We start from the raw sequence: 13,200 nt of genomic DNA on the forward strand, positions 1-13,200 counted from the left end.
CGGTGCTGATGATCTTGCATTAGAATCATTTGTCCTTGGAGCGACTGGCTGGATTTCAGTGGCAGCTAATATCGTACCGAATAGTGCAGGAAGACTGTATGAGCTGGTGAAAGCGAAGAATTATGACGGGGCAAAGGAGCTTTATAAGGATTTATTGCCGCTATGTGAATTTCTGGAGGACTCCGGGAAGTATGTTCAAATAGTGAAGAAGGCGATGGAGTTGAAAGGGTTAAATGGCGGGCCATCAAGAAAGCCCAGATTAGGACTTACTGAGGAAGAGATCACAAAGCTGAAAGAGCTTATGGAGAAACTCGATTAAAATTATCCAACAAATTAAAAAGGATTAGTCCTTACGTTTTGGACTAGTCCTTTTAATATTTCCCAGTATTTGATTTTTATATTTGTTTACGGTTCTTCTGGAAATAAAGATCCCCATCTCAGCTAAACATCTCGAGATTTTATTATCTGAAAGTGTTTCAAAGCCATCTATATTTTGAATTACGTATTTTATATAACTAACAGATAGGTTCTTATAACTCTTTTTAGACAACAATGCTTTTACTGAAAAGATTCCTCTAGGTGTAGCAATATATTTATTACAGAGTAACCTGCTGATGGTAGCGGGGCTCAGTTTGGTCTGTTCAACTAAATCTGTTTGATCTAAAGCATTCAAAAAGTCACTTCTCCCAGTTAAATAATCGTATTGGACATTTGCAATGATAGAAATTACTTGAGTTAAGTATATTTTCCTTGCATTCAAAATAGAAATAAGTTCTTCGTATTCCGTTTTAAACTTTTCCAACTCAGCGTTGAATGGATGGTTATTACAGTCGATTAATATCGGTTCATAAGAAATGCCTCCAGTAAGATAATCATGAATGATAACCTGTAATCCATTCTTTCCATATACAATGGAAGCATCAGGAGAAATATTTAATGTTTCTTCAGCATCTAAAGGGGTTAAATTACAATGAGCAGTAATTAAATCTATGTATTTTTTGAATTCAGTTTCTTCCACATGCGAACCTTTTAGAAAACTAAATGAATTTTGATGGATTTCCTCCAGGTTAGTTGAGAATAGATCAAATAGCTTTTCGTTATAAAAATCCTTATTTTTTAACTGGAATTTTATAAAATCTATCATATTCCGCGTTCCGATGCCTTTATTTTCATAAGTTTGTAATTGGTTAATCAACTGTTTCACTCTATTTATTGGCGTTTTAGTATAAATAGAAATTTTATATGGGTCTTCTTCTAAGAAACCTTTGGTATTGAGAGAATGAAGAATGAACTCCATCGTTAACTGATCCTGTGCATAAAGAATACAGCGGAAATGGGTTAGAATGTCATCGATTATATGTTGAGAATCAGTCTGCTTTTTAGAGATATAGGACATTGGGATTTTGTCTTCATATATGCAAATCAACGGATTTTCATTGTATTTATTCTGTATATAATTGTAAAGATCAGATTGATTATATTTAAAGAGATGGATGGAGTTAATGATGTAATGGTTTAAAGAGATACTTATGTCAGCGTTTACATTGTTTTGTATGGAAATCATGTAAGCCCTCCCTTGTATATGATTAAAGAAAACAAAAATTAAGAACATTTGTTAATTAAGATAATTTTATCCTTTCTAAAAATACAAGTCAAACAGAGAAAAGTAGATGTAATTTGATACTTTTTATAGAAATTTTTTCGCGCTATATGCATGCTTGAAGAAAAATTGTAAAAATAACCATTTACCAGTTTATTTACATCGAACTTCCAGAGTGGTATGATATATAGTATTCAACTTTTATACACGGGAATAAACAAAAGAAGTAGTACCCTGACGAACCCAAAATAAGTATAAAAACGGCTTTATTTTCAAAACAGTGATTAGCGGTATATTTGAAAATAACAGCGAAGCAATGCAAGAAAGACATTGTCATACTTGCATGACATGAATGGTTTATCCGTTTATTTCTTTTAAAGTTGAGTTGATTTCATGCAGCATTTGCTTATAGGCTCATCAATTACAGGTACCTCTTCTGTTTGGCGGTTTTACGATTCCAGTAATCTAGAAACCAAACGGCGGGGTATTTTTTAATTGTTTGAATATTTACGTAAGAGCAGCAATTTAGCTGGAATGGATGCTCCGTAATATATGGAAGCCTATATATGGCAAAAACAAATTAATATAAATAGAAAGGGACAGAAAGCTTATGACATCGAAGAACCCACAAGAGATCCTTAAGAGTATTCCGCAAAAAGGTTTTTTCGGACATCCTAAAGGGTTGTTTACATTATTTTTCACAGAGTTTTGGGAGAGATTTTCATACTATGGTATGAGAGCAATCTTACTTTACTATATGTATTATGCGATTAAAGATGGCGGACTGAATCTGGATAAAGGAACCGCTGCTTCCATCATGGCTATTTATGGCTCGCTTGTTTATATGTCAGGGATTATCGGCGGCTGGATTGCTGACCGTTTGCTTGGTACGAAACGCACCGTCTTTTATGGCGGCATATTGATTATGGCAGGTCATATTGCCTTATCCTTTCCGGGAGGAGTTACAGCTCTATTCGTATCAATGGGCTTAATTGTTATTGGAACAGGGCTGTTAAAACCGAATGTATCTAATATCGTCGGGGATTTATATGATAAAGAAGATCCGCGTACTGATGCCGGATTTAGTATATTCTATATGGGGATTAACCTTGGTGGTTTAATTGCACCATTTATTGTCGGAACACTCGGGCAAAAATATAATTTCCATTTAGGATTTGGAGTAGCAGCTCTTGGTATGTTAGTCGGGCTGATTATTTTCTTGGCTACAAGAAAGAAATATTTAGGTCTTGCTGGCTCTTATGTACCAAATCCTCTATCACCGGAGGAAAAGAAATCTGTATTTTTAAAAATGGGAATCAGCGCGATTGTGGTTATCATCGCAGGCGCTATTCTGATTTCTAACGGTATTTTAACCATTGATGGATTTATCATGTTAGTTAGTATATTAGGGATAATTATTCCGATTATTTACTTTTTAGTCATGTATTTCAGTAAGAAAACAACCAGTCAGGAGCAAAAGAGTTTACTTGCTTATATTCCGCTGTTCCTTGCAGCAATGGTGTTCTGGGCGATCCAAGAACAAGGAGCGGTTATTTTGGCACAATATGCCGATGAGCGGACAAGATTATCATTTGCCGGTTTTTCCTTACAATCATCTTGGTTCCAATCATTCAATCCATTATTTATTGTTCTGTTAGCGCCGGTATTTGCAGCACTTTGGATGAAGCTTGGCAAAAGACAGCCATCTACGCATAAAAAATTCTCACTAGGTCTGGTTTTTGCTGGTCTATCTTTCTTGATCATGATCATTCCAGCAATTTACGCAGGTCCTGATACGCTGGTAAGTCCAATATGGCTTGTGCTCAGCTTTCTGATTGTAGTATTTGGTGAGCTATGTTTATCACCAGTCGGTTTAGCAGCTACAACAAGAATGGCTCCTGCTGCATTCTCTGCCCAAACAATGAGTCTTTGGTTCTTGTCTAATGCATCGGCACAGGCAATTAATGCGCAAATTGTTAAACTATACAGCCCGGAAACCGAGATTCTCTACTTTGGAATTATTGGCGGGATTGCTGTGTTGCTAGGTGTAGTATTGTTCTTTTTCTCTTCTTTTTATAAAAAGAGAGTGTAATTGGATGGAATAGAACTTTGCACGCATGTGATTAACCATACAAATTTTTTTATAGCCACCCAACTGCTTACCAGGGCAGAGGGGTGGTTATTTTAATGATTATGGATTAATACTTCCATGAAGGAAAGAACCAAATAAATTGATTATGTTTTTTCTGATATAATCCCTCACAGATTCTCAAAGGTTAACTTGGCTATTTTTATTTGTGAACAAAAATGGTGTACGTATATTGGCATATAATAACTGATTCAAGTAACAATCTACTTAAATGAGAGGGTATGTTTGAAAGGTTGTTCGCCCATTATATACTTCGGATATTATTTGCATTTTAAACGTGTTGATAATTATTGAATTGGATATGCATAGATTTTCTATACGAGCCCAGTCTTTTCTAGTATGAAAAGGTGGAACGGCATTGTCAGTTTTTTAGCTAAGTTTATCTTTTACAGTCTCCCCATCAACTAATACTGGTTGATAATATGTTTCCTCTGATAAATTTTTCCGTCCTTGTAATTTCTTAAGCACCCAGTCAGCTGCATCACGTCCCATTTTCTCTTGTGGGTGTGTCAACGTCGTCAGTTTGATATTTGCGTTTTGTGAGATATAAGAATTATCCTGCCCGATAATGGATAATTTGTCTGGAACAGAAATACCAATTTGCTTGCATACATTTGCAACTTCTAAACCTACCTCATCGTTGTAACAAACAATGGCGGTTAACATATCTTTATTTTCATTGAGAAAATGATGCAGGTTAATAGATAAATCCGACTTGGTTTCTGTGGTGAAAGAAAGGACTAAGTTGGGTTGGAAGCGTAATTTAGCTTCCTCGAGTGCCTTTATGTACCCCTTCATTCGATACTTCCCTTGCAAATCATCCATTTTTGCAATAATTCCAATTTGTGTGTGCCCTTTTGAAATCAATTCATTTGCAGCCAGATAGCTGGATTGTACGTCATCAAGACATAGAAAAGGAACGTCCAATTCCTCATAATAAGCATTAATCATAATAAATGGGATACCCTGCTCCTTGAACGACAGATAGTAAGCAATATTGGGATTGTACAGGTTACTTTTCGTAGGTTCAATAATCAAGCCATCTACACCATAGGACATCATCATTTCCAAAGCTTTTTTTTCTTGTTCAACATCATTATTTGTACTGGCAAGTAATAAAGAATAATCATCTTCGTTTAATCTGCTTTCAATGCCACGAATGATGGAAGGGAAAATATAGTCAGAGATGTAAGTTGTTATAACACCAATTATTTTATTATTTGATGCTCGATCAGATTTTGATTGATATTGGTTGCTGACATAAGTACCTGAACCTTTTTCACTTCTTAGGAAACCTTCATTTGATAATTCTAAAATAGCCTTGCGAACGGTATCACGGCTGACTTGATATTGATTTTGCATAGCCGCTTCGGTAGGAATTCTTTCCCCAACGCTAAATTCTCCTGAAAGAATTTTACTTTTAATTTCATCCGTGATGATCTGATATTTTGGTTTCATTTCATTCACTTCTTTCATATTTGTTGGTGTAATGATTTGGTTATATAGATATTTGTATGTACTTATTTTACCATGACTTTAAAAGAATTAAAATGAATGTTCTTAAATTAATAGATTTATTAAAGAAACTAATGCGAAATAGATTTATATAATTAAATTTAAAACATGAAACGAGCTATATAAGGGCATTATTTAAATTTATTCACATTATTATATATAATTCAATTTTATTTGTACGTATATTTATTTTTAATGTTGACATTTGTACGTACTGAAAATATAATATAATTAATAAATAGAAAGCGTTTTATATTACAAAGTGTGTTGAAAGCGCTCTCTGGGAGGAGGGGAGGAAAATAGTATGAAAATAGGTAGAGAATTTATTAAACAAATAATTGAGGGAGGTGATACTTCTCTCGGAATTGAATTCGGTTCAACACGTATTAAAGCAGTATTAATCGGTAAAAATTTTGAAACCATCGCAACTGGAAGTCATCAATGGGAAAATCGCTTAAAAAATGGATTTTGGACGTACAATTTGCCAGATATTATTACCGGGATGCAAACAGCTTATGAAAATATGAGAAAAAAAGTGGAGCAAGACTATGATATTACAATTGAAACTGTCGGTTCAATCGGTATTTCGGCAATGATGCATGGATATATGGCTTTTGATGCAGCTGGTGATTTACTTGTTCCATTTCGTACGTGGAGGAATGCAACAACAGGTACTTCAGCGAAAATATTAACGGATCAATTTCAATTTAATATCCCTGAAAGATGGAGTATTGCGCATCTTTATCAAGGAATATTAGACGAAGAGAAGCACCTTGCCCACATAGATTATATGACAACCTTATCGGGTTACATTCATTGGTTATTAACGGGGAGAAAAGCAATCGGAGTTGGAGATGCATCAGGTATGTTTCCAGTGAATGAATCAACGGGAGATTATAATGAAGCAATGCTTGCGAAATTTGATGAACTAATTTCGAAAAAAGCATACGTTTGGAAGTTAAAAGATATTCTTCCTGAAGTATATACAGCTGGTGACCAAGCTGGGGGATTAACGGAAGCCGGTGCAAAAATTCTCGATAAATCACAAAATCTGCAGTCTGGAATTCCTTTTTGTCCTCCGGAAGGTGATGCTGGAACTGGAATGGTCGCTACGAATAGTGTAAGAAAACGTACAGGGAATATCTCTGTGGGTACTTCCGTTTTTGCCATGATTGTATTAGAAAAGTCACTTTCAAAAGTGTATCCGGAAATTGATTTGGTAACTACACCAGCTGGTGCTCCTGTTGCAATGGTTCATACGAATAATGGCTCAAGTGATCTCGATGCATGGATTAGCTTATTTCAAGAATTTTATGAAGCGATGGGGCAAAAAGCTGAAACTCAAAAGATATTTGAAATCATGTTGAATAAAGCGCTAGCAGCAGACGCAGATGGCGGCGGGTTGCTCAGCTATGGATATTTATCGGGAGAGAACATTACAGGTCTTGAAAAAGGACGGCCACTGTTTATCCGATCATCAGAAAGCAATTTCAATTTAGCTAATTTTATGCGTACACATCTACTTACAGCATTTGGTGCTTTGAAAATAGGAATGGATACATTGACACAAAAAGAAAAAATAGAAATTGACAGCTTATTAGCTCATGGCGGTTTATTTAAGACTCCTGTTGTTGGACAGAAAATTATCGCTGGAGCAATGAATGTACCTGTTTCTGTTATGGAAACAGCTGGAGAAGGAGGAGCATGGGGAATGGCACTTCTTGCTGCTTATATGAAACATAAGACTTCAACAGAGAGCTTAGAAGATTTTCTAGATGAAAAAGTATTCACAGACGTGGAAGAACAGGAAATACATCCTGAAGAATCGGACGTTAAAGGATTTGAGATATTTATGGAACGATATAAGAAAGGGTTAGTTATTGAACAGGCAGCAGTTGACAATTTGACTTCATAAGTGAAGTACAGGAGGAGTTAATGTGTTAGAGCAATTAAAAGAAGAAGTGTTTCAAGCCAACCTGGAATTACCTAAACATGGACTCGTTAAATTCACATGGGGAAATGCCAGTGCAGTCGATAGAGAAAACGGTTTATTTGTTATCAAACCGAGTGGTCTTGATTATGAAGCGATGAAAGCCAGCGATATGATTGTTGTTGATTTAGACGGTAATGTTGTTGAAGGAGATTTAAATCCATCCTCAGATATGTTGACTCATGCAGTACTTTATAAGCATTTCCCACAAATCGGCGGTGTTGTACATACGCATTCAACTTGGGCAACCATCTGGGCGCAAGCAGGGCTGGATGTCCCTGCAATGGGGACAACGCATGCAGACACATTTTACGGTTCTGTACCCTGTGCTCGTACTTTGACACAAGAAGAGATTGATCGAGGTTATGAAGCAGAAACTGGTCATGTAATTGTCGAAACGTTTAAAGAACGCAAATTAGATGCTTTGGAAATTCCCGGTGTTTTACTTCATGGACATGGCCCGTTTACTTGGGGAGAAGATGTAAAAACTGCAGTAACAAACAGTGTCGTATTAGATGAAATTTCAAAACTAAATTTATTTACACGAGAGCTAAATCATTTTGCTCAAGAATTACCACAGCGCATTTTAGATAAGCACTATCTGCGAAAGCATGGAGAAAATGCGTATTATGGACAAAATTAATACTTGATATTATTTATTAAATAAGGAAAAGAGGATTTATATGTCAACAATTGAAAAAAAAGAGTTTTGGTTTGTTGTAGGTTCACAACAATTATATGGGGAAGAAGCATTAGCGGAAGTTAAGAAGCATGCGCAAAGGATGACTAATGAATTAAATGAAAGCGGCATCTTACCATGTCCCATCGTATTACAAGATTTAGCGGTCAGCGCAGATAAAATCACAGCAATGATGAAGGAAGCCAACTATCGTGATGAAGTTGCCGGGATCATCACATGGATGCATACATTTTCTCCTGCGAAAATGTGGATTCATGGTATGAAGTTATTACAAAAACCATTACTTCATTTAGCAACACAATTCAATGAAAGTATTCCTTGGGAAACGATTGATATGGACTTTATGGATTTAAATCAATCTGCTCATGGAGATCGCGAATACGGCTTTATCAATGCTCGTTTAAATAAGCAGAATAAAGTTATTGTAGGGCACTGGAAACGTTCAGAAACGCAAAAACAAATTGCCGATTGGATGAATGTAGCCGTTGCTTTTAATGAAAGCTTCAACATTAAAGTTGCCCGCTTTGGTGACAACATGCGTAATGTTGCAGTAACAGAAGGAGATAAGGTTGAAGCACAGATTCAATTTGGATGGACTGTTGATTATTTTGGGATTGGAGACCTTGTTCAATATGTGAACAAGGTGAAGGATGAAGAAATTGCCGCTTTAATAGCAGAGTATGCAGATCTTTATGAGTTTGAGTATGGCGCTTATAGTAAGGAAGATTGGGAAGCGAGTGTTAAGGTGCAAGCAAGCTATGAAATCGCGATTAAACGTTTTCTTGATGATGGCGGATATAATGCTTTCACTACGAATTTCGAAGATTTATATGGTATGAAACAGCTCCCTGGTCTTGCGGTTCAACGTTTGATGGCAAAAGGATATGGTTTTGCCGGTGAAGGAGATTGGAAAACAGCTGCTCTTGACCGTTTATTAAAGGTAATGAGTAATAACCAATCGACTGGATTTATGGAAGATTACACATATGAATTAGCTGCGGGTAAAGAATCTGTTCTGCAATCACATATGTTGGAAGTAGATCCTACGTTAGCTGGTAATAAGCCTAAAATCATTGTTTCTCCTTTAGGACCTGGCAATAAAGAAGATCCAGCCCGTTTAGTGTTTGATGGGAAAGCAGGGGATGGCGTAGTTGTTTCAATGGCGGATTTTGGTACGCATTACAAACTTTTAATTAATGAAGTTTCTATGTTTGAGCCTGAATTTCCAGCACCAAAACTTCCGGTAGCGCGTGTGCTTTGGAACATTAAGCCGAATTTCCATGATGGGGTAAAAGCTTGGATTGAGAATGGCGGCGGGCATCATACCGTTGTTTCATTAAATTTAACAACAGAACAAATTGTAAACTATGCGAAGCTTGTTGATTTAGAATATGTCATTATTAAATAATACTTTTATTCCCCGAGGAAGCTTAGCTTCTTTGGGGAGTACAAAAAAAGCATCGTCAGTAAACTTCTAAAAACATTAACCAGTAGTGAGCATAATAAAAAATACTAATAATATCTAGAAGGAAAAGCTTATGACAATATCAACATACATAACACTGGTTAAATAATAGTTTCTATGTTAATTCAAGAATTCAAACTAGAGAGAGAAAATTATTTAAGAAAAGGAGAATAAGTATGGAAGCGGAAAAAAGTATAGAGACTACACAAGCAGAAGAAAACCGAACTACAGATAAGTTACCATTATCTGAGAAGATAAGTTATTCATTTACTGATTTAGCTGGTAACATGCTATATGTCACTATCACAACTTATATCATGTATTTTTATACAGATGTTTTTGGAATCTCCGTGGCTGCTGCAGGATTGATTTTACTGATTGCACGGGTTGTTGATGCAATTAGTGCTCCAGTTTGGGGAATCATTATTGACCATACGCAAACAAAGTGGGGGCAAAGTCGGCCATACTTTCTTTGGTTAGCAATTCCATTTGGTGTTGCTACAGTGTTGGCGTTCTTATCGCCAACTTTACCAGACACAGGGAAATATTGGTATGCTGCTATAACGTACATTTTAGCTGCAGGAATCATATATACCGGAATCCAAACACCGATAAATTCAATTTTGCCTAATTTGACTAAAGACTCGAACGAAAGAGTCGCGGCCAATACATTTCGAATGATTGGCGGAAACGTAGGTGCGTTTATTGCAGGTAGCGCTGTATTACCATTAGTAGGTCTAGTGGGGCAAGGAAATGACAGAATTGGATTCCCTTTAGCTATAGGTATTCTAGCGATTTTGGCGATTTTTTTACTTTTATTTGCTTTTAAAAATTTAAAGGAAAGACATACGAATAATACAGAACCAATACCGCTAAAAAAAAGTATTCGTGCAACATATCGTAACTGGCCGTGGTTCCTTTTAATTGGTTCGTTCATTCTTTTCTGGATTGCGCAGACAAGTCGTATTAGTATGTCTGTATACTATGCTCAATACAATCTTGGAAATGCTAATTTAGCTGCAATATTTAATGGATTAACCATATTAGGAATGTTAGGAACCTTGCTAACACCATTTCTTGTCAAAATTGCAAATAAACATATGACAATGATTATTGGTTTTCTAATTGGTATTGCAGGACAAACCTTAATGGCATTTTTTGAACATAGTATACCTCTTATAATGATAAGCTGGGTCATTGCAATATTCGGCTTTGCTATTGCGATTGCCATGCCATTTGCTATGCTGGCAGATACGGTTGACTATGGAGAGTGGAAAAATGGTGTGAGAGCCACAGGATTTTTAACTGCTATCGGGGGAGCATTCTGTATTCAATTAGGATCTGGTTTTGGCAGTTTTATTCCATCCCTTATTATGGAAGCGTCTGGATTTGTAGCGAACCAAGCTCAAAGTGCAGCTTCACTGAGTGCAATTAAATTTTCATTTATTTGGCTGCCAGTAATTATAAGTATTATTGCTATAATTCCTATGATTTTCTATAGACGTTTTGAAAAACAAGAATCCAAAATAAAAAAGGATTTACAAGAGAGACACCAATGAAATGACTAAGAAGATTAGAAGAAATCAATTAAACCAATATTATACTATTAGGTATATGAAAGCGGATTCGTATGATACCACATTTCAAAGAAGGTGATAAGCTTACTATTTGTCTCATTAAAAAAATTGAAGAAAGCGTAAATAGGATAAAGTTTAAGTATATGAAAATAAAAGTAGAGGAGAATGTACCGTGACAAAAAATATTAAATCAAATGCAATGCAATTGGAGAAGGTAGAAGTTACTTCACCGTTTTGGAAGCGATATCGTGATTTGGTTGCTGAGATAGTTATACCTTATCAATATGAAACGCTAAGCGATGAAAATGATGTGGAAATAGCAAATGATGCCTTTACAGATGAACGATTTTACGATGATGACTTAAAAAGCCATGCAATAGAGAATCTAAAAATAGCTGCTGGACTTTCAAAAGGAAAAAAGCATCAAGGAATGAATTTCCAAGATACAGATGTTTATAAATGGTTAGAAGCGGCTGCTTATACGCTGGAATACTTTCCGGATGAAGAGATGCAAAAGAAAACGGATGAGATTGTGGATTTAATTGCTCAAGCACAAGAGGAAGACGGATATTTATCAACGCTTTTTCAAATCGATATGCCTGAACGAAAATTCAAGCGGTTAGATCAATCGCACGAACTTTATTCAATGGGTCATTATATTGAAGCAGGAGTTGCTTATTATGAAGTTACTGATAATCATACTGCTTTAGAAATCGCGAAAAAAATGGCAGATCATCTTTATGAAATTTTTGGATATGGAGAAAATCAAATTTCTGGATATGATGGACATCCAGAAATCGAATTGGCTTTGATGCGTTTATGGGAAATTACCAAAGATGATAGATACTTGGAATTAACTAATTTCTTTATTAGAGAACGTGGAGAGGACCCGGAATTTTTTGATAAGCAAAATGTGGTTGATGGTATCGACAATGCCTTTTGGCCAGAATTAAAGGAATTTGGAACACGTTATTACTTTTCTGATAAACCAGTAACGTGCCAACATGATGCACATGGTCATGCTGTTCGTTGTGTTTATTTCTGTGCCGGTTTAGCTCATTTAGCCCGTATTACCGGAGAAAAAGATTTACAAGATGCAGCAGATCGTTTATGGAAAAACATTACTCAAAAGCAGATGTATATTACAGGAAATGTTGGTCAAACAAAATCTGGTGAAGCCTTTACTTTTGATTACGATTTGCCAAACGATACGATTTATGGAGAGACTTGTGCTTCTGTGGCTATGACGTTTTTTGCTAGACAAATGTTAGCGGGAGAATTTAAATCAGAATATGCAGATGTCATTGAAAAGGAATTATTTAATGGAGCATTAAGCGGGATGTCTCTGGATGGTACGCATTATTTCTATGTTAATCCATTAGAAGCGGATCCTAAATCAAGTGTATTGGATCCAAACAAAAAACATGTATTAACACGTCGCCAAGCCTGGTTCGGTACAGCTTGTTGCCCAGCCAATATTGCCCGGCTGGTAGCTTCAGTTGATCGATATTTATACGAAGTAAAAGACGATGTAATTTTAGCTCATCAATATATTGCAAATTCTACTCAATTTAGCAACAATATTAAAATTGAACAAGACAGCAATCTTCCATGGAATGGCGAAGTAACGTTTACTATTAGTAATCCAGAAAAATCTCAATTTCGTTTTGCAATACGTATTCCAAATTGGAGTAAAGATCATTTTGAAATAATTGTAAACGACAAAAAAGTAAAAGTATCTGATGAGGAAGGTATTGTATATTTCAATATTGAAGACGCAGAAACAACCATTGAGCTCACTCTTGATATGCAAGTTCATATTGTTAGAGCAAATCGACAAGTAAAAGAAAACATCAACAAAGTTGCGCTTCAAAGTGGCCCAGTTGTTTATTGTGCTGAAGAAACCGATAACCAATCTAAATTGTTTGATTATCAACTCGAAGTAAACCCGGAATTTACAGTGGCATATCATCCTGATTTATTGGGCGGTGTTAATGTTATTACGACTAGAGATGTAACCAGATTACAAAATACAGTCGATGATTTGTATACCTTTGATACCAAACCAAAAGGTGAGAAAAGTAAACTGACAATGATACCATACTACGCTTGGGCAAATCGCGATGAAGGGGAAATGACAGTTTGGCTGCATGAATAAATGGGTTACAACACATTGTTTAAATAAACTGGGAAACATAAAGTAG

9 protein-coding genes are annotated in these 13,200 nt (G+C 35.9%); 7 read left to right on the forward strand and 2 right to left on the reverse strand.

The window, feature by feature from the left end:
• Window positions 1-319, forward strand: a 319-nt coding sequence (locus tag ACZSMY_RS12715; RefSeq protein ID WP_465147847.1) for a dihydrodipicolinate synthase family protein, incomplete at its 5' end; no start/stop codon positions are given.
• Window positions 320-343: 24 nt separating this feature from the next.
• Here ACZSMY_RS12715 and ACZSMY_RS12720 read toward each other — a convergent pair.
• Window positions 344-1,564 carry an RNA polymerase factor sigma-54 gene (locus ACZSMY_RS12720; protein WP_289584664.1) on the reverse strand — a complete coding sequence of 407 codons (1,221 nt, stop codon included), beginning with the start codon at window positions 1,562-1,564 and terminating at the stop codon, window positions 344-346.
• Between the two features lie 646 nt (window positions 1,565-2,210).
• Between ACZSMY_RS12720 and ACZSMY_RS12725 the strand changes: the two genes are divergently transcribed.
• The gene (locus ACZSMY_RS12725) at window positions 2,211-3,692 is read left to right on the forward strand and encodes a peptide MFS transporter (RefSeq protein WP_193062501.1); all 1,482 of its coding nucleotides are present in this window, start codon (window positions 2,211-2,213) and stop codon (window positions 3,690-3,692) included.
• A gap of 426 nt (window positions 3,693-4,118) precedes the next feature.
• Here the strand turns inward: ACZSMY_RS12725 and ACZSMY_RS12730 are convergent, their stop codons facing one another.
• Window positions 4,119-5,207 (reverse strand): GntR family transcriptional regulator, encoded by a 1,089-nt coding sequence (locus tag ACZSMY_RS12730; RefSeq protein ID WP_193062503.1) that lies wholly within the window; start codon window positions 5,205-5,207, stop codon window positions 4,119-4,121.
• A gap of 361 nt (window positions 5,208-5,568) precedes the next feature.
• Between ACZSMY_RS12730 and ACZSMY_RS12735 the strand changes: the two genes are divergently transcribed.
• The 5 genes from ACZSMY_RS12735 to ACZSMY_RS12755 all read left to right on the forward strand — a co-directional run bounded on the left by ACZSMY_RS12735 (window position 5,569) and on the right by ACZSMY_RS12755 (window position 13,154).
• On the forward strand, window positions 5,569-7,179 hold the full coding sequence (locus ACZSMY_RS12735) for a xylulokinase (protein ID WP_289584665.1): 1,611 nt from the start codon (window positions 5,569-5,571) through the stop codon (window positions 7,177-7,179).
• A gap of 22 nt (window positions 7,180-7,201) precedes the next feature.
• Entirely contained in the window at window positions 7,202-7,897 is a 696-nt protein-coding gene (locus ACZSMY_RS12740) for an L-ribulose-5-phosphate 4-epimerase (RefSeq protein ID WP_193062507.1), read from the forward strand.
• A 40-nt stretch (window positions 7,898-7,937) separates the two neighbouring features.
• The gene (araA, locus tag ACZSMY_RS12745) at window positions 7,938-9,362 is read left to right on the forward strand and encodes an L-arabinose isomerase (RefSeq protein ID WP_193062509.1); all 1,425 of its coding nucleotides are present in this window, start codon (window positions 7,938-7,940) and stop codon (window positions 9,360-9,362) included.
• Window positions 9,363-9,595: 233 nt separating this feature from the next.
• The gene (locus tag ACZSMY_RS12750) at window positions 9,596-10,978 is read left to right on the forward strand and encodes an MFS transporter (RefSeq protein WP_256705551.1); all 1,383 of its coding nucleotides are present in this window, start codon (window positions 9,596-9,598) and stop codon (window positions 10,976-10,978) included.
• A 190-nt stretch (window positions 10,979-11,168) separates the two neighbouring features.
• Complete coding sequence (locus ACZSMY_RS12755; RefSeq protein WP_465147848.1) at window positions 11,169-13,154, forward strand: glycoside hydrolase family 127 protein; 1,986 nt, start codon at window positions 11,169-11,171, stop codon at window positions 13,152-13,154.
• Window positions 13,155-13,200: the final 46 nt, after the last annotated feature.

It is taken from the genome of Oceanobacillus sp. B139/18, from assembly GCF_055524595.1.

What these genes read in the sequence shown, in the direction of transcription:
- ACZSMY_RS12730 (WP_193062503.1), bottom strand. Translation starts at nt 5,207, where the DNA reads ATGAAACCAAAATATCAGATCATCACGGATGAAATTAAAAGTAAAATT.
- ACZSMY_RS12720 (WP_289584664.1), bottom strand. Translation starts at nt 1,564, where the DNA reads ATGATTTCCATACAAAACAATGTAAACGCTGACATAAGTATCTCTTTA.
- ACZSMY_RS12735 (WP_289584665.1), top strand. Translation starts at nt 5,569, where the DNA reads ATGAAAATAGGTAGAGAATTTATTAAACAAATAATTGAGGGAGGTGAT.
- araA (WP_193062509.1), top strand. Translation starts at nt 7,938, where the DNA reads ATGTCAACAATTGAAAAAAAAGAGTTTTGGTTTGTTGTAGGTTCACAA.
- ACZSMY_RS12750 (WP_256705551.1), top strand. Translation starts at nt 9,596, where the DNA reads ATGGAAGCGGAAAAAAGTATAGAGACTACACAAGCAGAAGAAAACCGA.
- ACZSMY_RS12725 (WP_193062501.1), top strand. Translation starts at nt 2,211, where the DNA reads ATGACATCGAAGAACCCACAAGAGATCCTTAAGAGTATTCCGCAAAAA.